Here is a 26,705-nt window from a genome sequence, read left to right as displayed (position 1 = left end):
TAGGTGGTGGTGGCGCCGTGGTGGGAGGCCACTGCGGGGCGGGGACGATCCACCGGCAACGACAACTCCTCCGGAAGGTCCGCGAGCGCGTCGCGCCAGAACACGAGGTCGTCGCGGCGGCTTCGGATCCGGGCCGCTTCGCGCGCACTGCCGGGGTGGATCCGCGCGAGGTCGGTGCCCGGCGCCGCGGCGGCGAACTCGTCGAGGAACTCCACGAACTCGCTGTGGTGGGCGGACAGTTCGGGGCCGGTGTAGCGGTCGGGATTGGCCAGGAAGTGCAGGATCGTCCGCGGCGGTTCTCCGGTCTGATACAGGTTGACCAGGAGATCCTCGACCGGCCCGGAGCTGAGGATGTGGAAGTCCCCGGTCAACTCGCCGAAGCGGATCTTCTGGGGGAAGAACATGACGTTCACCATCGGGCCCGCGAACCGCCGCTGCCCGCGCGATCCGGTGGCGGCGCGAATATCGGCGAGGCCGCACCGCTGGTGGCGCAACGCTCCGACCAAGTCGGATTGGACCCGCCGTACCAGCGTCGCGACCGTGTCTTCCGCGCCGAGTGCGAGCGGAAGCGGCGCGAGGTTGACGAACACCCCCCCGGACCGGCGCAGGACGGCCGTGGTTCGGCCGGAGACGGGAACATCGACGAGGACCTCGTCCCGGCCGGTCATCCGGGCGAGATAGCAACCGAACGCGGCGATCACCACCGCGGCCGGGCTCGCGTCGAGCGCTTTCGCGGCGTCCGCGATCCGCACCACCAGCGCCGTCGGCAGTTCGGCCATCGCGACCACGCTGTCCGCACGCGGCGGCGCGTAGCGGGTCGCCAGACTGGATTCGTCATCGGCGACATCGGCGAGCTTGTCCACCCAATATGCCTGGTCGTCGGCGAACCGCTTCGACTCCCGATACGTGCGGTCGGCCTCGTACAGTGTGCGAAGGTCCGCCGCCCGATTCGGTTCCGGCGGCCGTTCCTCCACGGCGGCCGTATACAACTCCGCGAGCCGGTTCAACATCGTCATCGCGGCGTAGCCGTCCACCGCGACATGGTGAGCTCTGTTGTACAACAGGTAATGCCGGTCGCCGACCCGCAGAAGCGCCCCCGCCCACAACCGGTCCCGAGCCATATCCAGCGGTGCGGTGTATTCGTCGTGCATCCACTTCAATGCCGCCGCCATGGGATCCGGTTCGGCACGCGTATCGATTACCGGCCCCGTCGAAGCCAGTGACGGGTCGAACAGTTGATGCGGGGTGCCGTCCACCTCGACCAGCCGAAAATACCCTGACTGGAACTCGTGACCCGCGCGAATTATCAGCGAACGCAGAAGCTCACGATCGAGCTCGCCGTGGAACTCGACGTATTGCGCCTCGCATATCGGGACGTCCGGACTCAAGCGTTGCGCCAGCCACAGCCCCCGCTGTCCGGCTGACAGCGGTACAGGCTCTGGTGGCGACACGTCCGGTGCGGTGTTCGATCCACGGTCGGGGTCGAACTGCGGTCGCTGAACGGTCATCACCTTGCCTCCAGACCCGACCGGAAATCAGTTTAAGCCGACCGGTTCGTTCGCGTACACCTAAACCACGATGCAGAGCGGCAAATAGTTGCCGACTTTACGAAATTGATAAGGGCCGGTGCGCGGAGCTGTCACGGCAGAGGCTTATGCGACGCGGTAGGGGACGAACTGCACTGCGGCCCGATTCGGCGATGGCGCGGTTGTAGTGTCAATTGATGGCGCGGTTGTAGTGTCAATTGCGGTGCCGCACGCGAACCGTGCACTGGAGAGCGGACGGGCGCTTAGTCCCTTATTACTGATTCATCCTCGTTCTCGGCACCGCTGAATTTCCCGCATCCCCGTCGGGCTGCGCGGCGGGAATGCTGGACGTGACCCCGGTTCCGGTGGAATCGGTCACGGATCGAGCGATGCTCAGTCGGCAGCCGCGATGGGTTCGGCGATGTCTACCGAAGCGGGGACTGTCGTCTTCCATCGCGCGTCGACGACCAGACCGGCCAGTCCGACCGCGAGGCAGGCGCCGGACAGCGCGAGCATCGCCGGATGGGTGGTCCCGGTGAGCGCGTCGCCGAGGATGACGGTGCCGATCGTGCCGGGCAGTACACCCAGCACCGTGGCGAACAGATACGGCCAGAACCGGATCGAGGACAAGCCACAGCAGTAGTTGATCACCGAGAACGGTACGGCCGCGATGAGCCGCAGCGAGCCGACCGCGAGCCAGCCGCGGCGGGCGAGACGTTCATCGATGGCGCGCACCGCGGGATGGGTGAGCCGGGCGGCGACCTGATTGCGATCGAGCGCGCGGATGAGCACGATGGCCAGGGCCGCGCTGACGGTCGTCGCGCTCACCGCGAGCGTGATGCCAAGCAGCGGGCCGAACAGCAGTCCGGCGCTGACGGTGAATACGGTGCGCGGGATCGGCGCCACCGTCACCAGAGCATGGACCAGGAAGAACAGCAGCGGGAAGACCGGGCCGACGGAAGTCGCCCAGTCCTGCACCTGGCGGGGCGACGGCAGCGGGACCAGCAGCGCCGCGCCGAACAGCGCGACCGCGCCAACGATCAGCGCGACGATACGCGGGTCACGGATCAGCCTCGTCACGGGCGACAGGTTACCGGTTGGTAGTGGCGGGCAGGGTCAACCGGCTGGGAATCCGCCCGCTAGCATCAGTGGAAGCGGGACGAATGCCCGTTAACCGAAGTAGTCGCTGAGCTGGGCGAATGTGAGGGTATCGGGCGCGCACTGGCGGTGCGCCCGTGGTGAGGAAGAGGAACAGCAAGCTATGCCGATTGCTTCAGATCCCGGGGCCGACCCGGTGCCCGAATACGGCGCATGGCGCAAGGGTGTTGCCGGGGTGCTGGCGAAGGCTCGCCGCGTCGATGTCAGCGAACTTCCCGAGGAGCCCGAGCGACTGCTCGACGAGACCACCTATGACGGGCTGACGGTCGCCCCGCTCTACACCCGGCGCGATGAGCTGCCGGAGCAGCCCCTGCCCGGAACGTTCCCCTTCGTTCGCGGCCGGGACGCCACTCGCGACGTGCACCGGGGTTGGTTCGTCAGCGCCCGGTTCGCCCAGCGCGACGCCGCGGTGGCGAACCGCGAGATCCTGGCCGCGCTGGAGAACGGGATCAGCGCGATCTGGCTCGGTGCGGGCGAGCGCGGCGTACCGGTGGCGGATCTGCCGACCGCCCTGACCGGCCTGCTCTTCGAACTCGCCCCGCTCACGCTGGACGCGGGCGGCGACGTCGCCGACGCGGCGGCGCAGGTGTTCACGGCGCTCGACGGCTACACCGCGCCGGCGCGCGATGGCATCCGGGTCTCGCTCGGCGCCGCGCCTCTGACCAGCCGCTTCGCCGGACCGGCCGACACCGGTCTCGCCGAGGCCGTCGCACTGGCCGGACAGGCGGCGCGACGACCGGAAACGGTGCGTGCGATCACCGTGGACGGCACCGTCTTCCACGACGCGGGCGCCTCCGACGCCCAGGAACTGGGCGCGGCGGTCGCCGCTGGCCTGGCCTACCTGCGGTCGCTGACGGAGAGCCTGGACATCGCCGACGCGCTGGGACAGCTGGAGTTCCGGTTCGCCGCCACCGACGATCAGTTCGCCACCATCGCGAAGTTCCGTGCCGCCAGGCGGCTGTGGGCGCGGGTCGCGCAGGTCTGCGGAGCACCGGATTTCGGCGGCGCGCCCCAGCACGCGGTCACCTCGGCCGCCATGATGAGTCAGCGCGACCCTTGGGTGAACATGCTGCGCACCACGCTCGCCGCGTTCGGCGCGGGCATCGGCGGCGCCGACACCGTGACCGTGCTGCCGTTCGACTCCGCCCTGCCGCCCGGCGAACTCGGCGTCTCGCAGGCGTTCGCCGATCGGATGGCCCGCAACACTCAGCTGCTGCTGCTCGAGGAATCGCACCTCGGCCACGTGCAGGATCCGGGTGCGGGCTCCTGGTACATCGAGGACCTCACCGCCGCGCTGGCGGCGAAGGCATGGGAGTTCCTCCAGGAGATCGAGGCGGCCGGAGGCTACCTCGCCGCGCTGGAGTCCGGGCTGCTCGCCGAGCGGGTCGCGGCGACCAAGGCCGCTCGCGACGCGGATGTCGCGCACCGCAAGACCGCCGTCACCGGCGTGAACGAATTCCCGAACCTCGCCGAGCAGCCGCTGTCCGAGGCGGCGCGGCAGACCGGCCGGGTCGCCCGCTACGGCGCCGCGTTCGAGCAGCTGCGCAACCGCTCCGACGCCTACCTCGCGGAGCACGGCGCGCGGCCGAAAGCGCTGCTGGTGCCGCTCGGCTCGGTGGCCGAGCACAACGTGCGGGTCACCTTCATCGCGAATCTGCTGGCTTCGGGCGGCATCGAGTCGATCAATCCGGGTCCGCTCGCGGTGGACGGAATCGCCGCGGCGGCCGCCGAAGCGGGGGCGCCGATCGCGGTGCTGTGTGGCTCGGATACGCGCTACGGATCGGAAGCGGGTGAAGCGGTGCGGCAACTGCGCGCCGCGGGCGTGCCCACCGTGCTGCTGGCGGGTGCGGCGAAGGCCGTCGCCGACCTGGACGACGCGCAACGCCCGGACGGATTCCTCGCCGCGCGCATCGACGCCGTCGCCGCGCTGTCCGGCCTGCTGGAGAAGGTGGGAGCCTGATGACCACTCGTGAGATCAAGCACGTGATCGGTAGTTTCGCCGACGTGCCGCTGGCCGAGCGCGCGCCGGAGCCCGCCGCGGTCGACGCGGCGCAGGTGACGGAGTACGTGCGCGCGGCCGCGGCGGCCAACCAGTACGCCCCCGAACAGCTGGTGTGGTCGACCCCGGAAGGCATCGACGTGCCGCCGGTGTTCACCAAGGCCGACCGGGACGCGATCGCGGCCGCAGGATATCCGCTCGACAGCGTGCCCGGTGTCGCGCCGTTCGTGCGCGGTCCGTACCCCACGATGTATGTCAACCAGCCGTGGACCATCCGCCAGTACGCGGGTTTCTCCACCGCAGCGGACTCGAATGCCTTCTACCGGCGCAACCTGCAGGCGGGCCAGAAGGGTCTGTCGGTCGCGTTCGACCTGGCGACCCACCGCGGCTACGACTCCGATCATCCGCGGGTGCAAGGTGACGTCGGCATGGCGGGCGTCGCCATCGACTCGATCCTGGACATGCGCCAGCTGTTCGACCACATCCCGCTGGACCAGGTCAGCGTCTCGATGACGATGAACGGCGCGGTGCTGCCGATCCTGGCGCTGTACGTCGTGGCCGCCGAGGAACAGGGCGTCGCGCCGGAACAGCTGGCCGGAACCATTCAGAACGACATTCTGAAAGAGTTCATGGTCCGCAACACCTACATCTACCCGCCGAAGCCATCGATGCGGATCATCTCCGACATCTTCGCCTACACCAGCGCGAAGATGCCGAAGTTCAACTCGATCTCCATCTCCGGCTACCACATCCAGGAAGCGGGCGCGACCGCCGACCTGGAACTGGCCTACACCCTCGCCGACGGCGTCGAGTACATCCGGGCGGGCATCGACGCGGGCATGGAGGTCGACAAGTTCGCGCCGCGGCTGTCGTTCTTCTGGGCCATCGGCATGAACTTCTTCATGGAGGTCGCCAAGCTGCGCGCCGGGCGCCTGCTGTGGAGTGAGCTGGTCGCGAAGTTCAACCCGAAGAGCGCGAAATCGCTGTCGCTGCGCACCCATTCGCAGACCTCCGGCTGGTCGCTCACCGCGCAGGACGCCTACAACAACGTCGCGCGCACCTGCATCGAGGCGATGGCAGCTACCCAGGGCCACACCCAGTCGCTGCACACCAACGCGCTCGACGAGGCGCTGGCGCTGCCCACGGACTTCTCCGCCCGCGTCGCCCGTAACACCCAGCTGCTGATCCAGCAGGAGTCCAACACCACCCGCCCGATCGACCCGTGGGGCGGCTCGTATTACGTCGAGTGGCTCACCCACCAGCTGGCCGACCGCGCCCGCGCGCATATCGCGGAGGTCGAGGCGCACGGCGGCATGGCGCAGGCGATCGGCGAGGGCATCCCGAAACTGCGCATCGAAGAAGCCGCCGCGCGCACCCAGGCGCGGATCGACACCGGCCAGCAGCCGGTGATCGGCGTCAACAAGTATCAGGTCGAAGAGGACCAGCAGGTCGAGGTCCTCAAGGTCGAGAACTCGCGGGTGCGCGCCGAGCAGATCGAGAAGCTGCGACGCCTGCGCGCCGAGCGTGACCCCGACGCGGTACGGCGGGCGCTGGCCGAATTGACCCGCGCCGCGGCCTCTTCCGAGGGCGGCATGGCGAACAACCTGCTCGCGCTGGCCATCGACGCCGCACGGGCCAAGGCCACCGTCGGCGAGATCTCCGATGCGCTGGAGCAGGTATACGGCCGCCACCAGGCGGAGATCCGTACCCTCTCCGGTGTGTACCGCGACGAGGCCGGGAAGGTCACCAACATCACCAAGGCGAGCGAGCTGGTCGAGGAATTCGCCGAGGCCGAGGGCCGCAGGCCGCGCATCCTCGTCGCGAAGATGGGGCAGGACGGCCACGACCGGGGACAGAAGGTGATCGCCACGGCCTTCGCCGACCTCGGCTTCGACGTCGACGTGGGCCCGCTGTTCCAGACCCCGGAAGAGGTGGCGCAGCAGGCGGCCGACAACGATGTGCACGTCGTCGGTGTGTCGTCGCTGGCGGCGGGCCACCTCACGCTGGTGCCCGCCCTGCGGCAGGCACTGGCCGATGTCGGACGCCCCGACATCATGGTCATCGTCGGCGGCGTCATCCCGCCCGGTGACTTCGAGGAGCTCTACCAGGCGGGCGCGGCGGCGATCTTCCCGCCCGGCACGGTGATCGCGGACGCGGCGATCGACTTGCTGAAGAAGCTCGGCGCCGAACTCGGTCACGAACTCGGCAGCGGCGCCGCGGATTCCGCCGCGACGGAATGAGCGAAGCGGGTTCCCCGGCGCGCGACACCCCGAAGGTGACCGCGCGCCGGGCGATCGACGTCGACGCCCTCGCCGCGGCGGTCCGCGCCGACGAGCGTGCCGCTCTGGCGCGGGCGATCACGCTGGTGGAATCCACCAGGGCCGATCACCGTGCGCTGGCGCAGCAGCTGCTGCTGAAAGTGACGCCGGAGGCGGGCGCGGGGGGCGCGCCGTCCAACCGCGTCGGCATCACCGGCGTTCCCGGCGTCGGCAAGTCGACCTTCATCGACGCGCTCGGCATGTATCTGATCGAGCGGGGACACCGGGTCGCGGTGCTGGCGGTCGACCCGTCCTCGACCAGGACCGGCGGTTCCATCCTCGGCGACAAGACCAGGATGGCGCGGCTGTCGGTGCAGCGCGAGGCCTACATCCGGCCCTCGCCCACGGCGGGCACGCTCGGCGGCGTCGCCAAGGCGACACGCGAGACCATCGTGCTGCTCGAGGCGGCGGGATACGACGTGATCCTGGTGGAGACCGTCGGGGTGGGCCAGTCGGAGGTCACCGTCGCGAACATGGTCGACGTGTTCTGCTTCCTCACCCTGGCCAGGACCGGCGACCAGCTGCAAGGGATCAAGAAGGGTGTGCTCGAACTCGCCGACCTGGTCGCGGTGAACAAAGCCGACGGCAAACACGAGGTCGAGGCCAGAGCCGCCGCCCGGGAACTCGCAGGCGCGCTGCGGCTGATCCACCCGCACGACGCGCTGTGGCGGCCGCCGGTGCTGACCATGAGCGGTTTGGAAGGCGTCGGCCTGGACCGGTTCTGGGACACGGTGCTCGAACATCGTCGTGTGCTCACCGACGCCGGGGAGTTCGCCGAGAAGCGCCGTCGCCAGCAAGTGGACTGGACCTGGACCATGGTGCACGACCAGCTGCTGCGCAGGCTCTCGGACAACCCGGACGTGAAAGCCATTCGGGCGCAAGTGGAGAAGCAGGTCCGCGACGGCACCCTCACCGCCGCGCTCGCCGCCGAGGAACTGCTGAACGCCTTCGACGGCCGCTGAGCCGCCGGGATCCGATCCAACGCCTATCGCGCGTTCAGCTGGATCCGCGCCACCAAGGCACGGTGGTCCGCGCCGGGGAGTCCCACGGTCTCGACCGCGACCGCGCTACCGCCGGCGACGAGGATGTGGTCGATACCGACCAGGGGCGGCCACCGCTTGTCGGTCGGATAGGTGACCAGATGTCCGGCGCCCGCCTGCTCGGCGGCGTCGGCGAAGCGGCCGGACAGCATCGCGCGGAACTGCCGGTGGTCGTAGGTCGCGTTGAAATCGCCGCCGGCGAGCACCGGTCGATCCGCGGGTGATCGGTCGAGAATCACCCGCAGCCGGGACAATTCGTCGGCCCATACCCGCGTGCCGTACACCGGCGGTACCGGATGGAAGGCGTACACCGCGACCGGGCCGACGCCTGGAACGTCGGCGGTCGCCGACAGCTGGTTCAGCACGAAGCCGTCGTACTCGACGGTTTCGGTCAGCGGGTAGCTGCTCCATATTCCCGTCCCGGTCGCTGTCCTTCCCGGTGAGACGAACCGGTACGGCAAGACTTGGTCCAGTCCCGCGCGGCCGAGTTCCTCGACTGCCGTCGGCGTGAGTTCGTTCACGGTGAGGACGGCGACGTTCCTCGCGCGTACCTCGTCGACCAGCGCCCGGGGATCGGCTCCGTCGAAAAGGAGATTGGCTTGCATCACCGTCAGGGTGTGCCCGTCCGCGTCGCCGGAACGGCCGACGTACAGCGGCGCTTGCGTCCACGCCGCGATGGCGACGACGACGATCGCGACCGCCGCACCGCTCCACTGCCGCATGGCGACGAACGCCACCGCCCCCAGCACGGCAGAACCCATCAGATACGGCGCACCCGAAGCCGCCAAGACCAACATCCGCGACTGCGACCCACTGAAGTGCAGTGCGAGCCCCACGTACCCGGCCAGTGCGGCAAGCCAGGCCAGTAGCTGGACGACGACCACGATCGACTTCGAGATCACGTCCGATATTCGAACACACCGGCGAGGCCGGGCATTCGACGGCAGCCGCCGCCGACCGCTGCTGCCGAGGCAGAGCGTGTTCTTCGGCCGTTCCAGACGCCGTAGGTGACGACCGCTGCGGGCAGGTGCGGTCGGGCTGGTGCCCGCACGGCCCAGCGGCTCACGGTCATGGCGACCCGAGCCGGTCGACACCGGTCATTCGAGGCCGAACAGCGCCGCCGCGTTGCGATAGCAGACCTGGCGTAACCAGTCGTCACCGAGATCCAGCCGTTCGAGCGCCTCGATCGAATGACCGTAGGAATGTGGGATGTTCGGGAAGTCGCTGCCGAACAGGATGCGGTCGGCGAAGGCGCGCAGCCTACCGTGTTCGTGCACCGGAAACGGGGCGTCGGCCTCGGAGAAATCGGTCCACACCATGGTGGTGTCCAGCCGCACGTCCGCGTAGGCCTCGGCCAGGTCCAGGAATTCGGAGTACTCCGGCGTGCCCATGTGCGCGACGATCAGCCGCAGGCGCGGAAAGCGCCGCAGCACACCGGCGATCGGGTCCGGCCCGGTGTGCGTTCCGGGCGCGGGGCCGGAACCGCAATGGATGACGATGGGAACGCGCGCGTCCTCCAGTAGGCCCCACACCGGGTCCAGCAGCGGGTCGCCCGGATGGTAGCCGCCGACTTGGACGTGCGCTTTGAAGACGCGGGCGCCACGTTCGACGGCCTCCCGCACATAGCTCGCGGCCGGTGGTTCAGGAAAGAAGGTGGCGGTGTGCAGGCAATCGGGCGTGCGTGCCGCGAAGTCTGCGGTCCATTCGTTCAGCCACGCGGCCATGTCCGGCTTGTGGGGGTAGACGAGAGCGGTGAACGCGCGAACGCCGAAGTCGCGCAGCGTCTTCAAACGGACCTGCTCGTCGGCGCGGTAGGTGATCGGCCAGGCGCGGCCGGTCAACGGACCTGCCGAGTCGAAGTAGGCCCACACCTTCCGCAGCACCTGGTCGGGCATGAAATGCGTATGGACGTCGATGATTCCGGGCAGCCCGAGCCGGGTGCGGAAGGCGGCCAGGTAGGTCGTGTCGTCGGCGTCGGTCACCGGACCTCCTGTGTGGCGGGCGGATGCACCGTGCGCGCGAGGTCGCCGACCCGGGCGATCAGTCGCTCGAAGAACAGCTCCTGGTCGGTGCCGATCACGATGTCGGCGTTGGGTTCCCGGCCCCACATGCCCGTCCAGTCGGCGACCGTGGTCGCGCGGGTGATGGTTCCGGCCAGTTCTACGTCCACCGTCGCCGGGCGGGTACGGGCCAGCGCCGGGTCCAGCGCCACCGCGGCCGCGAACGGGTCGTGCATGTGGGCCAAGTAGCCCAGGTCGTAGCCGTGGTGGAAATCGAAGTAGAACCGCACCGCGTCGGTGACGTGCCGGACGATCGGATTGCTCGCCGCCGAGCGGGCTTCGGGCGGATCGGCGGGCGAGACGACCTCCACCGGATAGCTCTTCGCGCGCTCGGCGAGGCGGGCCAGGTGCTCGGGCCGCATCTCGATGGTCTCGGTGATGTCGAGCGCGCACACGATCGGCCTGCGCTGCGCGGGGGCCGCGGCGAACGCGTCGAAGACCTCCTTGGCGGCCTCCGGATCGACGTGCACGTTCCACTCGTTGGTCGGCGTCGTGTTGCCCGGATGATTGAACGCGCCGCCCATGATCACCAGGCGGTGCAGCAACAGCGGCAGCTCCGGTTCGATCCGCAAGGCGAGTGCGAGATTGGTCAGCGGCCCGGTGCACAGGCCGACGATCTCCCCGGGATGCGCGCGCACCAGCTCGACCCACATCCGCGCGGCCGATCGCGGCGAGAGACGGCGAGCCGACCGGGGGAGTTCGGCGTACCCGATGCCCTGGGGTCCGTGCGTGTCCTCGGTGGTGCGCAGCGGGATCGCGAGTGGTTCGGCCGCGCCGAGCGCCACTTCGATGTCCGGTGCGTGGCAGACATCCAGCCAGGCCAGATTGTTCGCCGCCACCTGTGCCGCCGGAACGTTGCCCGCGGTGGCGGCGATTCCGGTGATCTCGGCCTCGGGGGAGCCGAGCAGGTACAGCAGCGCGAGCGAGTCGTCGATGCCGGTGTCGACGTCCAGGATGATCTTCTGCCGCACGGGACGAGACTAGCGAGCCGGGGTGTCGGGGCGTCGCCGAGGTGGCCGATAGCTCGGTGATGGCAGGCGGTAGTACATACGTCTGGTACATATGTCTTAGACGTTGTAGCCTCGAGTCATGGGAAATCGCGAGGATCTGCTGGCGGGAGCACGGAAAGTCATCATCGAGCGGGGCGTCGCCAAGGCGACCGCCCGCGACATCGCCTCGGCGGCCGGTGTGAGCCTGGCGGCGATCGGCTACCACTTCGGCTCGAAAGACCAGCTGATCACCGAGGCCCTGGCCGACTCGCTGGGCACCGCGATCGGCGACAGCATGGAACAGAAGATCCGCGAGGGTAGTGGTGTGACGCCGCTGGCAGCGTTCGCCACGATGTGGAACGGCATGCCCGCGGTGTTCACCGAGAACCACGACAGCATGCTGGCGAGCATGGAGAACCTCGTTCGCGTCGCCCGCTCGCCGGAGTCGCGGAAGTTCTTCGCGCAGAGCCTGCCCGGGGCCTACCGGGAGATGGCGGACGCGCTGCGGGCGGCGCACCCGCAGCTGAGCGAAGACCAGGCCGAGGCGATCGGCGAACTGTATTTCGTACTCGTCCAGGGCCTCGGCGTACTGCAAACCATCGCTCCGGACGCGAACCTCCCCGACGGCGACCGCCTGGCGCAGGCGGTCGCCGCACTGGCCGGGGTCGAGGATTAGTGCTCATGGACCGCTCCGACGGGGATGGGGCACAGGCGCGGTACCGCGAGCACCACTGGTCGGCGCCGCGAAGGAGTTCGCGGCGCCTCAGCGAGACGGATCAGTGGGTCGGCAGGGGCCAGGCGGGACGGTCCGCGCCGTAGGTGGGTGCGGGCCAGGCGTAGTCCGGGTATTCGGGGAGTACGGGGGGCGCGGTGACGACTTGTCCGTGCCGGACCACCTGCGCTGCGCTCGGCTCCGCGGCTGCCGGATGACGCGGTGTGCGGTCGGGGGCGCTGAGCAGCCAGGACGCGGTGCGGGCCAGAGCCACACGCACGTCCCGCCCGATGCCGTCGCCCGCGCGCGCGACCAGGGCGTCGATCACTCCGGCGGCGAGGAGGTAGCCCGAGGCGTGGTCGAGCGCCTGGGCGGGCAGCGCTCCTGGCACGGAGGGCGCGCCCTCCAGGATCGAGATGCCGGATGCGGCCTGCACGATGCTGTCGAAGCCGCGCCGCTCACCCCACGGCCCGGCTTCACCCCAGGCGGACACCCGCCCGTGGATCAGCCCTGGCCTGGCGGCGGCCCGCACCCCGGCGCGCTCCAGTGCGCCCGGCCGGTAGCCGGTGATCAGCACATCGGCGGCGGCGATCAGATCATCGAGGCCACTGGTGCGCAGATCGACCAACGCCGAGCGCTTGCCCTGACAGGTGTCGGCGAATTGCCACGGGATCTCGGGCAGTTGCGGCGGGTCGACCCGCAACACTTCGGCGCCGAGCAAAGCCAGCGCCCGCGTCGCGACCGGGCCCGCGATCACCCTGGTCAGATCGAGCACACGCAATCCCCGCAGCGGCTGCAAAGGTGCGGCGCCCGTAGGCAATCCGGCTTCCCCACGGTCGGCGCGCCGGTCGATCGCGACCAAGGGGCCCGCCGCCGCGGCCTGTCCTTCCGGGCTGGCGGTCCACTCCTCCTCGGTGCGGACGCGGACCGCGATAGCGCCCTGCGCGGAGGCCTGTTCCTCCAGATCCGAGGCGCGGATCATCGCAATTCGGGCGACGGCGAGATCGACCGGCACGGAGTCGGGCAAGCCGAGTGTGGCGAGCAGTCGCGCCCGGTGATGCGGATAGTTGGCGTGCGTGCGAACCCACCCGTCGAAGGTGGGGAAGAAGCCGGAGAGGTCGGCGAACTGCGTCGGCAGTTGGCCGCCGATGCGTAACAGACGCTCGCTGGAGAAGGCCGCGGTGATGCGGGCCGGGTCGATGCGATGCGCCACCGGGGCCAGACCGCGGGCCGCTCGCATGCGGTTCGCCGCGGCGGTCAGCGCCGCGACCGAACCGGCGGCGAGTGCCCAGACCGGTAGTGTCGCGGCGAGATTGCTACCCGGATCGGGCGCGGGGGAGATGGGCGAGGCGGTGACACCGATACCGGCCTCGTAGTCCTGGACGAGCCGTGCGTGCGTGTTCACTCGCTTCAGCGTAGTTGGCGGTACGGCGAACTCGGGTGCGGTGGTCGTCACAGCCGCGCCGGATGCGGTCCGCGGCTTCCGCACCGCACCGTCGTTCTGTGATGTCACCTGCGCCGATTCGGTCCGGCGACCAGTGCGACCCGCATGCGGGCGCGCCGCGCCTCGATGCGGCGGGGTGGTCGACGAACGGATGGCGCGCCCGTCCCGGTGGGACACATGGACAGGCGCGAACGGCGACCGCAGGATCGCACAAGGGCGACGCCGAGATAGCGGATGAAATGCTGACGAGCTCGAGGCCCCGGCGTCTCGGACGGCGGTGGATGCGGGCCGTGGCAGCACCATGCCACACCAAAGAGACTGTCCGAGCGCACTTCTCGCCAGTGAAAATAGTGGGGGGCGCGAAGACCGGACGTATCGGCCAGCATGTCCACATGCTGCACCGCAGCAGCCGGCGCGGTGACGCCGCGCCGATCCGATGACCTGTCCGTCGCGTGCGGGCAGAGGGGCAGAGCATGGCCGGCGCACCGAACTGCCGCGCGTGGGCCATAGGTGAGGTCGATCGACGATGACGAACGTCTACGCCGGAAGCGCGGAATACACGGTGCCGACGATCAGAAAGAAGCCGAATTCACCCGCGCGAGAACGCGTGCCGGTCTTCGGCATCGACCTGCGGCCGCGTGCGGCTCTGCTCCCGGACCGGGTCCGCTCCGCGCCGATCACACTCGACTACGAGCTGATGGCCGTGCAGGACGCGCAGAACGCGGGGTACCTCCGGGAGATCCAGGACCTCGCCGCCGAGCGCGCGGCACTCGGCACCGCCGGTCACGACCAGGCGACGCGATTGCGCGTGGAGCAGCTCGAGGCGGGGCTCGCGGCGGCGACGACGGACGCGGCGGCGGCGGGAGTCGCCGCGGGCGACGTCGATCGTGCGGTGGAGTACGGCCGCGCCGGCGCCTACTGGGCCGACCGCCCCGCGCACCGCTACCTCGGCCGGATCGCTCAGTTGACCGACGAGATGAGTTCTCGTCTCACGGAATTGGCCGACTATCGGCAGCGGATCGCCGAACTCGAACAGCGAATCGCGCGGACGAGCCCCGGCGGGGCCTGAGCCGTCCGGTACGCCCCGGTGCCGTACCCGCTCCCGCGGACGGGGATGCTGCATCGGTGCAGGAGATCTTTCGGACTGTCGGCGTCGAGGGGTGGTTGCATGCCCGGTGCGTCGATTGCGGCGCCGAGGCGGGCGTCCGGGCGGACGAACCGGTGGTGCTCGCCTCGGTGGTGAAGGTGCCGCTGGTCCTGGAGTTCGCCAGGCAAGTAGCGGCGGGACAGTTGGACCCCGCCGACCGAGTGCGGGCGCGGGCGGCGGATCGGCTCGGCGGCGTCGGCACCGCGGGCTGCGCCGACGACGTCGAGTTCAGCCTGCGCGACGCGGCGTACTTCGCGCTCACCGTCAGCGACAACACCGCGGCGGACCTGCTGTTCGACCGGGTGGGGCTGGACAACGTGCGCTCGCTGCTGCGCGAACTGGGCCTCGCCGCCACCCGTGTGGTGGGTCCGCCGCGCACCGTGGTGCAGTCCATGGCCGAGGACATCGGCGCCGCCGACGCGGTCGAGTTCGCCCGCCGGTTTCCCGCGCTCGACGCCGAGCAGGTGCTGCGCACCCGCGCGCTGGACCCGCGGCGCACCACCGCGAGCACCCCGCGGGAGATGGCGCGGCTGCTCAGCATGATCGCCCGGGACGAGGCGGGCGCACCGGAGGCGTGCCGGTGGGTGCGTGATCTGATGCGCCAGCAGGTGAACTGGTACCGGCTCGCCGCCGCCTTTCCGCCGGACGTGCAGGTCTGGGCGAAGACGGGGACGCTGCCCGGGGTGCGCAACGAGGTCGGCGTCGTCGAGTATCCGGATGGAAAGCGTTATGCCGTAGCGGTTTTCACTCGAGCGGCGACCTTGGCGCAGCGGCTGCCGGAGGTGGATCGCGCCATCGGCGCAGCCGCCGTCGAGGCGATCGGCCGGATCGTTCACGGCGGGCCGTAGACGACGTTCCATGGCCGTTGCGGCGGGTCCGCGACCGGACTCGGCCGTGACGCGCCGTCGCCTTGCAGCACCGCGACGACCAGTTCGGCCAGCTCGCCCACCAGTGGATGCGCCACGCCTACCGGCCAGGCCAGCGACAACCGATGACTCAGCGTGCCCTCGGGCAGTGGCCGCCAGACCACGCGGGGTTCCTTCTGCGCCACCATCCCCTGGTCGAAGGCCACGCCCCGCCCCGAGAGCACCATGCCCAGGACGAATTCGGGATTGCGCGCGTGCTGCACCGAGGCCGGGCGGAAGCCGTGCTCCCAGCAGCGGCGCAGCGTGGCGTCGTAGAGTCCGGGCGCGGCCGCGCGCGGGAAGATCACCAGGCCGTGCCCGGCGAGGTCGGCCAGTTCCAGCGCCGACCGCGCGGCCAGCGGCGAATCGCGGGGCAGCACCACGCCGAGCGGTGTCTCCACCACCGGGCCGAGTTCCAGGCCGACCACGTCGACCGGGTGTTGCAGGACTCCGGCGTCCAATTGACGGTCGGCGAGCAGCCGGACCTGCTCGGCGGTGGTCAGTTCCTGCAGATCCACCCGGAGGTCTCTGGCCTCGAACGCGGTGAGCAGCGCGGCGAGCACCCGCCCGGCCAGTTCGGGCGGCACTCCGATCCGCACGGCGTCCATCTCGCCCCGATGCGCCTTCCCGACTAGCGTTCTCGTCCGCTCCCAGCGCGCGAGCAGGTCTCGCGACTCGGCGAGCAGAATCTGCCCGGCCTCGGTGAGTTCGACGCGGCGGCTGTCGCGCTCGAACAGACGCGCGCCGAGGTCGGCCTCCAGGCGGCGGATGCGCTGGCTCAGCGGCGGCTGGGCGATGCCGAGCCGCTCGGCGGCCCGCCCGAAATGCAATTCCTCGGCGACGGCGACGAAATACCGGAGCTGGCGCAGCTGGTCCACGCTGCGACGATATCTCTTCCGATATCACCGAGCGTCGACACCGGTCTTGGACACGGCCGCAGGGCATGTGGTGTGGTGCCCGCATGACAGGTTTCGGACGGCGTGAATTTCTCGGCGCGACGGCGGGCGCGGCCGCGCTGGCAGGGTTAGTCGCTTGCGCTACAACGGATTCCGCCGACAATGGTGCGGCGACTTCGGTTCCCGGGGGCGGATCGCCCGGCGGGGTGACGCTGCGGTGGTGGGGCAACAACAGCTGGGAGATCCGCCTGCCGGGGGGCAAGGTCGTGCTCATCGACCCCTGGCTGACCAGGTTCCATACCGGAACCTACACCGCCGAGGGCGCGGATCCGCAGACCCCGATCACCGTGGACACCACGCTGATCGACCACTACGTCGACAGCGGTGAATTGCGCGCCGATCACATCCTGGTCACCCACGGCCACTACGACCACCTCACCGACGTGCCGTATCTGGCGAAGAAGACCGGAGCGACGGTGCTCGGCACCGAGACGCACCTGAACCTCATGGCCGCGCTCGGCGCCCCGGAGCAACAGCTCGCCTTGGCGACGGGCGGCGAGTTCCTCCGTTTCGACGGATACACCATCCGGGTGCTGCGTTCGCTGCACTCCGCATCCGGGGCGCGCGCCACGGTGGCTTTCGCGGGTACCCGTCCAGGCCTGGGCGCGGGAGAACTGCCGCAGCCCAGAGTGATTCGTGATCTGGTCGAGGGCGGCACACTCGCCTACGAGGTGAGCGGCGGCGGCGTGAGCGTGCTGAACTTCGGCGGCTCGAACTACATCGAGTCGGAACTGGCGGGCTTGCGCCCGGACGTGCTGCTGCTGCCCGCCGGAGGCGGGAAGATTCAGGACTACGTCGGGCGCCTGCTGCGCGCCACCGGCAATCCGCGCTACGTGCTGCCCACCCACTGGGACGACTTCGACCATCCACTCACCGAACCCGCTCGCGACTGGGGCGGTCTGGAGCCGCTACGAGCGGCGGTGCGTGCGGCGAGCCCGCAGAGCACTTTCGTCACCGTGGACCATCTACAGACCTTCACGCCGTGACCGGCCTGGATCTCGCCGGGGCCGATCGGGCCGGGTGCCACAGCACAAGTGTCACCCGATGCGGCGGCCGTGGCGACTACCGTGGTCTGGTCCGGCCGCGCGCCGGGACATGCGACGGAGAAGGGAGATCGAACATGGCAGGCGGTATCACCGACTCGGAGTGGTTGCGGACGCTGCGATCCGAGGCGGTCGTGCGGCATCACCTGCTGTGCTTCCCGCCGGGCGGAGGCTCGGCCACGGCATACCGAGATCTCGCACAGCGGTTCGGGCCGGGTGTCGCGGTGTCCGCGGTCCAGTATCCCGGGCGGCAGGACCGGTTGGGCGACGACCTGATCACCGACCTGGCCGCACTGGCGGACCGGATCGCGCGAGAAGTGCTCGCGCAGGGCGAGATCGCGTCGCTGTCCTTGTTCGGCCACAGCATGGGCGCGACTGTGGCGTTCGAGACCGCGCGCAGGCTCGAGCGCGCCGGGCAGCCGCTGGCCACCCTGTTCGTCTCCGGCCGTCCCGCACCGACATTCGAGGAGACGCAGCGGCTGCACCTGGCCTCCGACGACGCGCTCATCGATGAGCTGGTACGGCTGGCCTCGGATCCCGCTCCGCTGGAGATGCTGCGCGCCGAGCCGGGCCTCGCCGAACTCGTGCTGCCCGCCGTGCGCGCGGATTATCGAGCGGTCGAGACCTACCGTCATCAGCCGGGAGAACCGTTGCGCGTCGACATCGCGGCGCTGGTCAGCACCGAGGACCCGACGATGCGACCCGAACAGGCCGACGAGTGGCGAGCGCACACCAGCGGCGGATTCGATCGCGCGACGTTCCCCGGCGGGCATTTCTACCTGGACGAGCACGGCGCGCAGGTCGCGAGCTTCGTGGAGCGCCACCTCGGCGCCTGAGCACGGCCGCCTCGTCAGTGCGGTGCGTGCACACGGGTGGCCGGGGTGGCCCGCCTGCGCAGCGCCCACCCATAGCCGATCCAGGACGCCACCACCAGCGCGGCCACGACTGCCCGCACCAACCCGAGTGCGCTTTCGGGGTAGATCACGCCGGTGATGTAGTGATCGATGAACCCGCTCGACGGCAGCCGCTGCTCCCCGGCACGCTCGCGCGCCCAGTTCTCCAGATACGTGAGCGGGCAGTCGATGCCGAACACGATCGTGCTGAATCCCCAGCAGACCGCGAGCACATGCAGCCAGATCGTGCGCCCGAAGCGCCACGCGAGGAACCCGCCGACCACCACGTAGGCCACGAACGCGAAATGCGTGACGGCGGTGGCGTCGGCCAACAGCCGGTAGAGCACGCCTCCAGCGTAACCTTCCCTCGCGCGGCGGGACCCGTGTCGGCCGCTACCACGGGGAAGGCTGATAGTCCTTGAGGAAGCAGCCGAACAGATCGATCCCGTTCTCACCCTGCACGATGGGGTCGTAGACCCGCGCCGCGCCGTCGACCAGGTCCAGCGGGGCGTGGAAACCCTCTTCGGCGAGGCGGAGCTTGGTGTAGTGCGGGCGCTCGTCGGTGATCCAGCCGGTATCGACCGCGGTCATCAGGATGCCGTCCTGCTCCAGCATCTCCCTGGCGCTGGTGCGGGTCAGCATGTTCAGCGCCGCCTTGGCCATGTTGGTGTGCGGGTGTCCCGGGCCCTTGTACGCGCGGGAGAACTGCCCTTCCATCGCGGAGACGTTCACGACGTATTTCCGGCGCGCCGCGGCGGCCGCCATCGCCGGGCGCAGGCGCGAGACGAGGATGAACGGCGCGACCGAGTTGCACAGCTGCACTTCCAGCAGTTCGGTCGGATCCACCTGCGCGACGGTCTGCACCCAGCTGTTGGTGTGCGCGAGGTCGGGCACCAGGCCGCCCGCGTCGATCGCGACGCCGCGCGCGATCCGTTCCGGCGTCGCCGATCCGGCGACCAAGGCCAGCTCGGCGACATCGGCGGCGGTGAGCGCCGGGGTGAGCGAGGCGGTCAGCGCGGTGGGGTGCGCCTGCATGGTCTTGCCGAAGCTGACCACCTCCGGCAGCGCGCCCGCGGGCAGCGGACCCGATTCCGCCTCGACCAAAGCGCTGTAGGCGCCGGGGGAGCGACGGACCGTCTGTGCGGCGTTGTTGATCAGGATGTCCAGCGGGCCCTGGGCGGCGACATCGTCGGCCAAGGCGACCACCTGGGCCGGATCGCGCAGATCGATGCCGACGATGCGTAACCGGTGCAACCAGTCGGCGCTGTCGTCCATCGCGGCGAAACGCCGGATCGCGTCGTTGGGAAAGCGGGTCGTGATGGTGGTGTGCGCGCCGTCGCGCAGCAGGCGCAGCGCGATGTACATGCCGATCTTGGCGCGGCCGCCGGTGAGCAGTGCCCGCCTTCCGGTCAGATCGGTACGAGCGTCCCGTTTGATGTGGCTGCGCGTCGCGCAGTCCGGGCACAGCTGGTGGTAGAAGGCATCGACCCGGGTGTAGCGCTGCTTGCAGATGTAGCAGGGACGCGGGCGGATCAGCGTGCCCGCGCTGGCTCCGGTGGTGGTGGAGCTGATCGGGATGCCCGCGGTCTCGTCATCGATCCGGTTCGGCGAGCCGGTCGCGGTCGCGGCGACCACCGCGCGGTCGGCGGCCGACACCGCCGCGCGCGCATCCGAGCGGCGCCGCTGCTTGAGCTTCTTGAACATGCGCCCGACCGCGCGTTGCACCGCCACCGAGTCGGGATGGTCCTTCTCCAGCGTTCCGGCCTGCTCCAGGACCCGAAGACAGGTCGCGAGGTCCTCGGGATCGATCATGCTTTCGGCCATCGCGGCGGGGGACATCCTTCATCGAGCTGGGCAGACGACCGGCCCATTGTCGCAAACTCGCCGGACCGGTCGCCCGCGCCCCGTCCGGTACGCCGTGGTCAGCTGCTGCGCGGGGTGATCGCCGCGCGGTCGGCGCGCAGGTCGTCGACGAAGTTGGCGATGGCCTCGGCGACCAACAACGGCTCGGTGATCGGCAGCCAGTGATTCGCCGGGACGGCGCAGCGCCACAGCTTGTCGACCCAGCGCGCGGAGGCGTCGTAGACGGCGGCCGGGACGAACGGGTCGGTGGTGTCGACCAGCAGCTGGACCGGGACGGCCGTCCGGCGCACCCGCGGCTTGCCCAGGTGGTGCAGCAGATTCGCCTGCGCGATGCGCGCGCCCGCGAGCAGATCGCCACGCCAGGTGGGCGCGATCCGCGCGGGCAGCGGTGATACTCCTCCGAGCCCGCGCACGAGCAGGCCGCGCAGGCGGGGCGGGTAGAGCCTGCGGGCCATGGGACCGGGCGTCAGCGCCCAGCGCGCACCGTGCAACCACCAGCCCACATCTCGGAGTTCGCGGCCGGCGCGGGGCGCCAGCGCGCGCAGCCACAGGCCGAGATGATCGAGGTTCGGTCCGGCGATCGCGGTGAACGAGGCGATGCGGGTGTTGGCACGCTCGTCGCAGACCGCTTCCCACAGTTGCACCGCGCCCCAGCCGTGGCCGCATGTGTGCACCGGCCTGCGCGGGCTGGCGGCGTCGATCACCGCGAAGAAGTCCTCCGCCAGCGTGCCGAGGCGATATTCCGACAGTACGGCGGGAACGGCCGAATCGCCGTGGCCGCGAACGTCATAGGTGATGACCCGGAAGCCGTCGGCCAGCAGGGCCGCGACCGTGGACCACACGCTATGAGTGTCGGTGAGGCCGTGCACCAGTACCAAGGGCTCCGCGGCGGCATCACCCCATTCGAAGACGGCGAGTTCGGCGCCGTCCCGGTCGACCGTCCAGGTGCGGTCCGGTCGGGGCGTTTCGGTGGTGTCGAGCAGTTCGGTCATGTCCTTACCTCATTCGCTGCCGGCTACCGATCCGATGGCACGTCGCCGTCGTGCCCGATGTCAGTAATTCCGATACGGACAGTACGAAGGATTGACCCTTGGAGGGAAAGGTAAAACGTCCGAATATGGCGCAGCTCACCACCGGAATCGCGGCACGGGCGGCGGTTTCTCCTCAGCGCTCGGCAGGCTGCCCGCCTCCGCTCGCGGTCGGGCCTGCTCATCCGGGCGCGGGCTCGCATTCGGGTGGCCGTGACGGCGGCTCGCTTCCCTTGTTGACAACTCGCCAATAGTTCGGGAATCTGAGGCGTAACCGGCGAAGGGGCCGGACCGGAGCTAGCAAAGGATCCAGCGATGGCGCGCGCGGCGTGGAGTGACGACGAGGTCGAGGCGGTACGAGACCTGGCGAAGACCTTCTTCGAGAAGGAGGTCGTGCCTCATGAGGAGAAATTCGTCGCGCAAGGGCACCCCGATCGCGCGCTGTACAACCGGGCCGGTGAACTCGGCCTGCTGTGTCCCGCGATTCCCGCCGAATACGGCGGTGGCGGCGGTACGTTCGCGCACGAAGCCGCCATCATCGAGGAGCAGGCCCGCGCCGGGGACGGATCGATGGGCATCCCCGTGCACAGTTCGATCATCGCGCCGTACCTGTACGAGTTCGGTTCCGAGGAACTCAAGCGGCGTGTGCTGCCCAAGGCCGCGAGCGGCGAGATCGTGCTTTCCATCGGCATGACCGAGCCGGGCACCGGATCGGACCTGCAGAACATCAAGACCCGCGCGGTACTGGAGGGCGACGAGTACGTCATCACCGGCTCGAAGATCTTCATCACCAACGGCTGGCTCTGCGATGGCATCATCATCGCCGCCAAAACCGACCCCACCAAGGGCGCGGCCGGTGTCTCGCTGATCTTCGCCGAAGTCGGTGACCACACTCCCGGTTTCGAGCGCGGGCGCATCCTGAACAAGATCGGCGGCAAGGCCCAGGACACCGCGGAGCTGTTCTTCGACGGCCTGCGTGTGCCCGCGTCCAACCTCCTCGGCGGCGCCGAGGGTCAGGGCTTCTACCAGATGATGCAGATGCTCGCGCAGGAACGCCTGGTCACGGCGATCATCGCGGTCGCCATGATGGAGAAGGCGGTGCAGCTCACCGTCGATTACACCAAGGGCCGCGAAGCGTTCGGCAAACCGCTGTTCGCCATGCAGAACACCAAGTTCGAACTCGCCGAGTGCGCGACCATCACCAAGGTCTCGCGCACCTTCCTCGACGACTGCATCGACAAGCACCTGCGCGGTGAACTCGACATTCCCAGCGCTGCCATGTCGAAATACTGGCTGACCGATCAGCTCGGTATCGTGGTGGACCGCTGCCTGCAACTGTTCGGCGGCTACGGCTATATGACGGAGTATCCGATTTCCCAGCTCTACACCGGCGCCCGCGTCCTGCGCATCCTCGCGGGCAGCAACGAGGTGATGAAGGATCTCATTGCCCGGTCTCTCTGACACCAGGAGTGCGGCCGCGGACGGTGGCGCCGACCCGGCGCTACCGCGCCGCCGCAGGCTCGAACCCGACGAGCGGCGCGCGCAGATCCTCGCCTGCGCGATCGACATGTTCGGCGAGCGCCCGTACGCGGCCGTCTCCACCGCCGAACTGGCGCAGCGCGCGGGCGTCGCGCGCGGTCTGATCAACCACTATTTCGGCAACAAGCGCGACCTCTATCTCGCGGTGGTGCGGCGCATGGTGACGTTGCCCAAACTCGACAACATGGTCGTGCCCACCGGCAGCTGGCGTGAGCGGGTCGATGCCAGCGTGCGCTGGCTGCTGGACACCATCGCCGAGCACGGCAGCACCTGGGTGAAGGTCACCAGCCACGAGGGCGTCGGCGACGATCCCGAGGTGCAGCAGATCCTCGACGCCGCCGACGACGCGGCGGCCGAGCGCCTGCTGCTGATGGTCGGCCTCGCCGATTCGGCACACGACGCCGAACTGCGCGCGATGGTGCGTGCCTATGGTGGTCTGGTCAAGGTCGCGGGCCGGGAATGGATCACGCGCGGCACGCTCACCCGCGCGCAGGTGCACGAGCTGCTGTGCGACATGCTGCTGACGCTGGTCACCGAATCGCTGCCCAAGGTCGACCGCAGGCAGTCACCCGGCGGCCCGGATCACCGCTCGCCGCTGTAGCGAATCGGACGCAAGGCGCCCGGCCCGTGGCCGTGGCGGCCGTGCTTCAGTTCGATCGCCTGTTCCCGGTGATGTTCGACGAGCAGGGCGCCGACGCCGGTGATCCACAGCGCGGCCGTCACGACCACACCGACGCCGGTCCAGCCGGTGAACCCGTATCCGGCGGCGGTCAGAGTACAGGCCAGCGCTACGACGCCGAGGGTGCACAACACGATGCCCGGGAGGTTGAAGTTGTCATCGAGCAAATCTCCGGCCCTGGCATGCCAATGCGGGGTATCCCGGCCGCTCGAGGTCGTCTTATCGGACATGGATCCTCCTGAAGAAAGGCCGCGGTCAGGTGGGTCGTATGTCGACCAGCATGCGCCTCGGCTAACAGATTCGCGAGAGTTGCGACACGTTTGTTATTACGGCCCGATCACAAATATCCGACACTTCGAATCAACTTTTCGCCGCGCGCGCCCTATTCTGTGTCGGTATATCGGGGCGGGTCCGGGCAGTCCGAGGTTCCTGCGCGGTGTTGGTGTGGAGAGGGACCTGAATGACACGGGCAGAACGGCGTGATACGGATCGCTGGCCGCAGGCGCGGCCGGAGGATCGCTGGTCGGAGCCGGAGCCCGACGGCGGCTGGGCGGACGAGGAGGACGAGCGCTGGCCCGAGCAGCCGCCGAGCCGCCGCCGAACCGGCCGACTGCGGGTGGAGATCCCGCCGATCGTCAATCCGTACGCGATTGTCGCGCTCGTGGCGGCGCTGCTGGGACTGTTCCCGGTCGCCATCGTGTTCGGCTTCATCGCCTTCAGCCACCCGCGCGGCCGGGTCATGGCGATGTTCGCGCTGCTGCTCGGCGTCGCCGAGATCACCGCGGTGGCCGGGTTCGTCCTGCTGACGGGCAACTGGCTGCCGGACGTGATGAACCGTCAGTCCGTGATCGCGCCCACGCCCGTCGCGTCGGTGCCGACGACCGTCGAGCGTCCGGTGGTGACGACTACGGCGGCAGCGCCGAGCCCCGCTGTGACCACTACGCCGTCAGCGAGCCAGGGACCGGTCACGAAAGGTTCGTCGTGCAGCGAGGCGCAACTCGGCCAGATCGGCAGCGCCGCCGACGGTGGCACCCTGATCTGCCTCACCACCTCCGGCGGCTACCAGTGGGCGGGCCCGCACGTCGTCGCGACCGCCGTGCAGCAAGCAGGGTCGAAGTGCGACGCCTCCGGGGCGAAGACCGGACGCACCGCCGACGGCCGGGCCCTGGTGTGCGAACTCAGCGGCCGCAGCGGCACCTGGGTGTTGTGGACCGAATAACGCTCGCTATTCGGCCTTCTTGGCGCGGCTCGGCTGCACCCTGGGCGGTTCGTTGGGCATCTTCGGATATTGCGGGGGCCACGGCGCGTCCATGAGACCGGCCGCCATGTCCCGGTCGGACATCTCCAGCAGCGGGGCGATGGACTGGGGCGCACGATCGGCCCACGGGTCCCCCGATGCGGCGTAGCGTGCCGGGACGGTCGCGATGGTCAGCTCGTCGGGCACCACCGAATCCAGATCCGCCCAGCTGATCGGCGTCGAGACCTGCGCGCCGACCTTCGGCCGCACGCACCAGGCGCCGAACACCGTTTTGTGCGGCGCGTTCTGATTGAAATCGATGAAGACCCGGTTGCCGCGTTCTTCCTTCCACCACTGCGCGGTGATGTCCTCCGGGAACCGGCGCTCCAATTCGCGGGCCAGCGCCACCGCGGCGGCCCGCACCTGATAACCGTCCCACTTCGGTTCCAGCGCCGAGTAGAGATGCAAGCCGCGTGAGCCGGAGGTCTTGATCCAGGATTCGATGCCGAGTTCGGCGAGCAGATCCCTGGTGCGTATCGCGGCGTGCCGGAGATCGGCGAAGGTGATGCCCGGCGAAGGATCGAGGTCGATGCGCAGCTCGTCGGCGATCTCCAGATTGTCGGCGCGGTTGGGCCAGACGTGGAACCCGAGGCATCCCTGGTTCACCGCCCACAGGATGTGGGCGAGATCGTGGGCGACGAGGGCGTCGCTGGTGGTGCCGTTCGGTGTGGACACCTCCACGGTGTGCAGCCAGTCCGGCGCGGATTTAGGCACCCGTTTCTGGAACCAGGACTTGCCGGACGCTCCGTCGGGATACCGCTCCAGCAGCAGCGGACGCCCGCCGACCACATTCAGGAACGGCTCGGCGATCGCCTGGTAGTAACGCACCAGATCGAGTTTCGTCTCGCCGCGCTTGGTGAAATAGATCTTGCCCGGATTGCTGATCGTGACGGTCCGGCCGTCGGTCTCGATGTCGACGGACTCGGTCATCGCGCCGCGCCTTCGCCGAACAGCGTGCTCAATTCCGCGGGCGCGACCTCGTCCAGCTGCGCGTAGGTACACGATTCCGGCGTCCGGTCGGTGCGGAAGCGCACCAGCCTGCCGCCGTGGCGCAGCCGTCCCGACTGCACGTGCTCGTAGCGCACCTCGGCGACCAGCTCCGTCCGCAACGCCTCCCAGGACAGATCCTTGCCGCCGGTCCAGCGGCTGACGCCGCCGGGCATCTTGCCCTCCGCCGCCGCCTGCGCCGCGGCGTCGGCCCAATCCCGCCAGGGATGGTTGTCGAGCGCGTTCTCCCGCAGTGGCGCGAGCTCCTCGACCAGTTCCTTGCGCCGGGCCGCGGTGAAGCTGCTGGCCACGCCGACGTGGTGCAGGCGGCCCTCGTCGTCGAACAGTCCGAGCAGCAGCGAGCCGACCCCGGCCCCGTCCTTGTGCCAGCGGAAACCCGCCACCACGCAGTCGGCGGTGCGCTCGTGCTTGACCTTCAGCATCACCCGCTTGTCCTGGAGATAGGCGAGGTCGTCGGATTTGACCATCACGCCGTCGAACCCCGCGCCCTCGAAACGGGTGAACCAGTCCTCGGCGACGTCGGGATCGTGGGTGAGCGGAGTCAGGTGCACGCGCGCGAGCGCGGTGTCCAGGATCGTTTCGAGCAGCCGCCTGCGTTCGATGAACGGCTCCCCGGTCAGATCCTTGTCGCCGAGGGCGAGCAGATCGAAGGCCACGAAACTGGCCGGCGTCTCCGCGGCCAGCTTGGCGACCCTGGACGCGGCCGGATGCAGCCGGTTCTGCAAGGTGTCGAAATCCAGACCCTGTTCGGTGACCACCACGATCTCGCCGTCCACCACGCAGCGGTCCGGCAGCGCCTGCTTCAGCAATTCGGCGACCTCGGGAAAATACCTGGTCAGCGGCCGGTCATTACGCGAGCCGAGTTCCACTTCGGCGCCGTCGCGGAACACGATGCAACGGAAACCGTCCCATTTGGGTTCGTAGCTCAGGCCCGGCTCGCGCGGCACCGCGGGCGCGGATTTGGCCAGCATCGGCCGCACTGGTGGCATCACCGGTAGATCCACGCGATCCTCCTCGGGTTCGATCCTCACCCATGTCGACGGTGCGCGCGGACCGAACTCATCGGTATGCGGCCGCGGCCTCGGCTCGATCGTAGGCGGG

Annotated in this window: 24 protein-coding genes; 11 read left to right on the top strand and 13 right to left on the bottom strand. The window is 69.4% G+C overall.

The features are described from left to right. Positions 1-1,508, bottom strand: a 1,508-nt coding sequence (locus tag ACL03I_RS26670) for a condensation domain-containing protein (RefSeq protein WP_412807213.1), incomplete at its 3' end; no start/stop codon positions are given. Between the two features lie 411 nt (positions 1,509-1,919). After that, positions 1,920-2,606: a TVP38/TMEM64 family protein gene (locus tag ACL03I_RS26665; RefSeq protein ID WP_364436203.1), complete on the bottom strand. Its 687-nt coding sequence runs from the start codon at positions 2,604-2,606 to the stop codon at positions 1,920-1,922. Between the two features lie 181 nt (positions 2,607-2,787). Between ACL03I_RS26665 and ACL03I_RS26660 the strand changes: the two genes are divergently transcribed. Genes ACL03I_RS26660 through meaB form a run of 3 tightly spaced genes read left to right on the top strand, consistent with a single transcriptional unit; the run spans position 2,788 to position 7,963 of the window. Continuing rightward, positions 2,788-4,644 (top strand): methylmalonyl-CoA mutase family protein, encoded by a 1,857-nt coding sequence (locus tag ACL03I_RS26660; protein ID WP_412807212.1) that lies wholly within the window; start codon positions 2,788-2,790, stop codon positions 4,642-4,644. Continuing rightward, positions 4,644-6,923, top strand: coding sequence for a methylmalonyl-CoA mutase (scpA, locus tag ACL03I_RS26655; protein ID WP_412807211.1), 2,280 nt, complete (start codon positions 4,644-4,646; stop codon positions 6,921-6,923). Before ACL03I_RS26660 ends, scpA begins: the two co-directional genes overlap by 1 nt. Next, positions 6,920-7,963 carry a methylmalonyl Co-A mutase-associated GTPase MeaB gene (gene meaB, locus ACL03I_RS26650; protein ID WP_355078446.1) on the top strand — a complete coding sequence of 348 codons (1,044 nt, stop codon included), beginning with the start codon at positions 6,920-6,922 and terminating at the stop codon, positions 7,961-7,963. Before scpA ends, meaB begins: the two co-directional genes overlap by 4 nt. A gap of 23 nt (positions 7,964-7,986) precedes the next feature. On the opposite strand, the gene ACL03I_RS26645 is transcribed toward meaB, so the two are convergent. The 3 genes from ACL03I_RS26645 to ACL03I_RS26635 all read right to left on the bottom strand — a co-directional run bounded on the left by ACL03I_RS26645 (position 7,987) and on the right by ACL03I_RS26635 (position 11,072). Next, positions 7,987-8,943, bottom strand: coding sequence for an endonuclease/exonuclease/phosphatase family protein (locus tag ACL03I_RS26645; RefSeq protein ID WP_412807210.1), 957 nt, complete (start codon positions 8,941-8,943; stop codon positions 7,987-7,989). 195 nt (positions 8,944-9,138) lie between these two features. Next, positions 9,139-10,023, bottom strand: a complete 885-nt coding sequence (locus tag ACL03I_RS26640; protein WP_412807209.1) for an amidohydrolase family protein — start codon at positions 10,021-10,023, stop codon at positions 9,139-9,141. Next, positions 10,020-11,072, bottom strand: coding sequence for a nucleoside hydrolase (locus ACL03I_RS26635; RefSeq protein ID WP_355078443.1), 1,053 nt, complete (start codon positions 11,070-11,072; stop codon positions 10,020-10,022). Before ACL03I_RS26635 ends, ACL03I_RS26640 begins: the two co-directional genes overlap by 4 nt. Before the next feature lie 118 nt (positions 11,073-11,190). On the opposite strand from ACL03I_RS26635, the gene ACL03I_RS26630 reads away from it, so the two are divergent. Next, positions 11,191-11,766, top strand: a complete 576-nt coding sequence (locus ACL03I_RS26630) for a TetR/AcrR family transcriptional regulator (protein ID WP_379255435.1) — start codon at positions 11,191-11,193, stop codon at positions 11,764-11,766. Between the two features lie 100 nt (positions 11,767-11,866). Here the strand turns inward: ACL03I_RS26630 and ACL03I_RS26625 are convergent, their stop codons facing one another. Beyond that, positions 11,867-13,207, bottom strand: a complete 1,341-nt coding sequence (locus tag ACL03I_RS26625; protein ID WP_364436226.1) for a CoA transferase — start codon at positions 13,205-13,207, stop codon at positions 11,867-11,869. A 565-nt stretch (positions 13,208-13,772) separates the two neighbouring features. Between ACL03I_RS26625 and ACL03I_RS26620 the strand changes: the two genes are divergently transcribed. Further along, a complete protein-coding gene (locus tag ACL03I_RS26620) occupies positions 13,773-14,315 on the top strand; it encodes a hypothetical protein (RefSeq protein ID WP_355078440.1) in 543 nt (180 codons plus the stop codon). A gap of 56 nt (positions 14,316-14,371) precedes the next feature. Further along, on the top strand, positions 14,372-15,241 hold the full coding sequence (locus tag ACL03I_RS26615) for a serine hydrolase (protein ID WP_412807208.1): 870 nt from the start codon (positions 14,372-14,374) through the stop codon (positions 15,239-15,241). On the opposite strand, the gene ACL03I_RS26610 is transcribed toward ACL03I_RS26615, so the two are convergent. Continuing rightward, positions 15,226-16,176: a LysR family transcriptional regulator gene (locus ACL03I_RS26610; protein ID WP_397280057.1), complete on the bottom strand. Its 951-nt coding sequence runs from the start codon at positions 16,174-16,176 to the stop codon at positions 15,226-15,228. The genes ACL03I_RS26615 and ACL03I_RS26610 overlap by 16 nt on opposite strands. An 83-nt stretch (positions 16,177-16,259) precedes the next feature. On the opposite strand from ACL03I_RS26610, the gene ACL03I_RS26605 reads away from it, so the two are divergent. Continuing rightward, on the top strand, positions 16,260-17,240 hold the full coding sequence (locus ACL03I_RS26605) for an MBL fold metallo-hydrolase (RefSeq protein WP_412807207.1): 981 nt from the start codon (positions 16,260-16,262) through the stop codon (positions 17,238-17,240). Between the two features lie 134 nt (positions 17,241-17,374). Beyond that, positions 17,375-18,133: a thioesterase II family protein gene (locus tag ACL03I_RS26600; protein ID WP_355078436.1), complete on the top strand. Its 759-nt coding sequence runs from the start codon at positions 17,375-17,377 to the stop codon at positions 18,131-18,133. Between the two features lie 14 nt (positions 18,134-18,147). Here ACL03I_RS26600 and ACL03I_RS26595 read toward each other — a convergent pair whose 3' ends face one another. From ACL03I_RS26595 to ACL03I_RS26585, 3 genes are all read right to left on the bottom strand, one after another. Continuing rightward, positions 18,148-18,537 (bottom strand): DUF2784 domain-containing protein, encoded by a 390-nt coding sequence (locus ACL03I_RS26595; RefSeq protein ID WP_355078435.1) that lies wholly within the window; start codon positions 18,535-18,537, stop codon positions 18,148-18,150. A gap of 46 nt (positions 18,538-18,583) precedes the next feature. Beyond that, positions 18,584-20,014 (bottom strand): SDR family NAD(P)-dependent oxidoreductase, encoded by a 1,431-nt coding sequence (locus tag ACL03I_RS26590; protein ID WP_412807206.1) that lies wholly within the window; start codon positions 20,012-20,014, stop codon positions 18,584-18,586. 98 nt (positions 20,015-20,112) lie between these two features. Beyond that, positions 20,113-21,045 carry an alpha/beta fold hydrolase gene (locus tag ACL03I_RS26585; protein ID WP_412807205.1) on the bottom strand — a complete coding sequence of 311 codons (933 nt, stop codon included), beginning with the start codon at positions 21,043-21,045 and terminating at the stop codon, positions 20,113-20,115. A 351-nt stretch (positions 21,046-21,396) separates the two neighbouring features. On the opposite strand from ACL03I_RS26585, the gene ACL03I_RS26580 reads away from it, so the two are divergent. Both ACL03I_RS26580 and ACL03I_RS26575 read left to right on the top strand, forming a co-directional pair. Next, a complete protein-coding gene (locus tag ACL03I_RS26580; RefSeq protein ID WP_412807204.1) occupies positions 21,397-22,542 on the top strand; it encodes an acyl-CoA dehydrogenase family protein in 1,146 nt (381 codons plus the stop codon). Continuing rightward, positions 22,526-23,221 (top strand): TetR/AcrR family transcriptional regulator, encoded by a 696-nt coding sequence (locus ACL03I_RS26575; protein ID WP_355078431.1) that lies wholly within the window; start codon positions 22,526-22,528, stop codon positions 23,219-23,221. Before ACL03I_RS26580 ends, ACL03I_RS26575 begins: the two co-directional genes overlap by 17 nt. Here ACL03I_RS26575 and ACL03I_RS26570 read toward each other — a convergent pair. Continuing rightward, the gene (locus ACL03I_RS26570; protein ID WP_355078430.1) at positions 23,203-23,529 is read right to left on the bottom strand and encodes a hypothetical protein; all 327 of its coding nucleotides are present in this window, start codon (positions 23,527-23,529) and stop codon (positions 23,203-23,205) included. The genes ACL03I_RS26575 and ACL03I_RS26570 overlap by 19 nt on opposite strands. Before the next feature lie 230 nt (positions 23,530-23,759). Between ACL03I_RS26570 and ACL03I_RS26565 the strand changes: the two genes are divergently transcribed. Next, positions 23,760-24,518: a DUF4190 domain-containing protein gene (locus ACL03I_RS26565; RefSeq protein WP_412807203.1), complete on the top strand. Its 759-nt coding sequence runs from the start codon at positions 23,760-23,762 to the stop codon at positions 24,516-24,518. A 6-nt stretch (positions 24,519-24,524) separates the two neighbouring features. On the opposite strand, the gene ligD is transcribed toward ACL03I_RS26565, so the two are convergent. Both ligD and ACL03I_RS26555 read right to left on the bottom strand, forming a co-directional pair. Then, complete coding sequence (ligD, locus tag ACL03I_RS26560) at positions 24,525-25,526, bottom strand: non-homologous end-joining DNA ligase (protein WP_379255459.1); 1,002 nt, start codon at positions 25,524-25,526, stop codon at positions 24,525-24,527. Continuing rightward, the gene (locus tag ACL03I_RS26555) at positions 25,523-26,608 is read right to left on the bottom strand and encodes an ATP-dependent DNA ligase (protein ID WP_379255460.1); all 1,086 of its coding nucleotides are present in this window, start codon (positions 26,606-26,608) and stop codon (positions 25,523-25,525) included. Before ACL03I_RS26555 ends, ligD begins: the two co-directional genes overlap by 4 nt. Between the last annotated feature and the right edge of the window lie 97 nt (positions 26,609-26,705).

This window comes from Nocardia sichangensis (genome assembly GCF_047200615.1).
GTDB classification, from domain to species: domain Bacteria; phylum Actinomycetota; class Actinomycetes; order Mycobacteriales; family Mycobacteriaceae; genus Nocardia; species Nocardia sichangensis.
The sequence above is the reverse complement of the archived record's forward strand: the minus strand, read 5'-3'. Positions and strand labels throughout refer to the sequence as shown.

Bases quoted from the DNA above. Each gene is read 5' to 3' on its own strand.
- ACL03I_RS26600 (WP_355078436.1), top strand. From the start codon at position 17,375: ATGGCAGGCGGTATCACCGACTCGGAGTGGTTGCGGACGCTGCGATCC.
- scpA (WP_412807211.1), top strand. From the start codon at position 4,644: ATGACCACTCGTGAGATCAAGCACGTGATCGGTAGTTTCGCCGACGTG.
- ACL03I_RS26620 (WP_355078440.1), top strand. From the start codon at position 13,773: ATGACGAACGTCTACGCCGGAAGCGCGGAATACACGGTGCCGACGATC.
- ACL03I_RS26630 (WP_379255435.1), top strand. From the start codon at position 11,191: ATGGGAAATCGCGAGGATCTGCTGGCGGGAGCACGGAAAGTCATCATC.
- ACL03I_RS26565 (WP_412807203.1), top strand. From the start codon at position 23,760: ATGACACGGGCAGAACGGCGTGATACGGATCGCTGGCCGCAGGCGCGG.
- ACL03I_RS26590 (WP_412807206.1), bottom strand. From the start codon at position 20,014: ATGGCCGAAAGCATGATCGATCCCGAGGACCTCGCGACCTGTCTTCGG.
- meaB (WP_355078446.1), top strand. From the start codon at position 6,920: ATGAGCGAAGCGGGTTCCCCGGCGCGCGACACCCCGAAGGTGACCGCG.
- ACL03I_RS26660 (WP_412807212.1), top strand. From the start codon at position 2,788: ATGCCGATTGCTTCAGATCCCGGGGCCGACCCGGTGCCCGAATACGGC.
- ACL03I_RS26585 (WP_412807205.1), bottom strand. From the start codon at position 21,045: ATGACCGAACTGCTCGACACCACCGAAACGCCCCGACCGGACCGCACC.
- ACL03I_RS26570 (WP_355078430.1), bottom strand. From the start codon at position 23,529: ATGTCCGATAAGACGACCTCGAGCGGCCGGGATACCCCGCATTGGCAT.
- ACL03I_RS26605 (WP_412807207.1), top strand. From the start codon at position 16,260: ATGACAGGTTTCGGACGGCGTGAATTTCTCGGCGCGACGGCGGGCGCG.
- ligD (WP_379255459.1), bottom strand. From the start codon at position 25,526: ATGACCGAGTCCGTCGACATCGAGACCGACGGCCGGACCGTCACGATC.
- ACL03I_RS26580 (WP_412807204.1), top strand. From the start codon at position 21,397: ATGGCGCGCGCGGCGTGGAGTGACGACGAGGTCGAGGCGGTACGAGAC.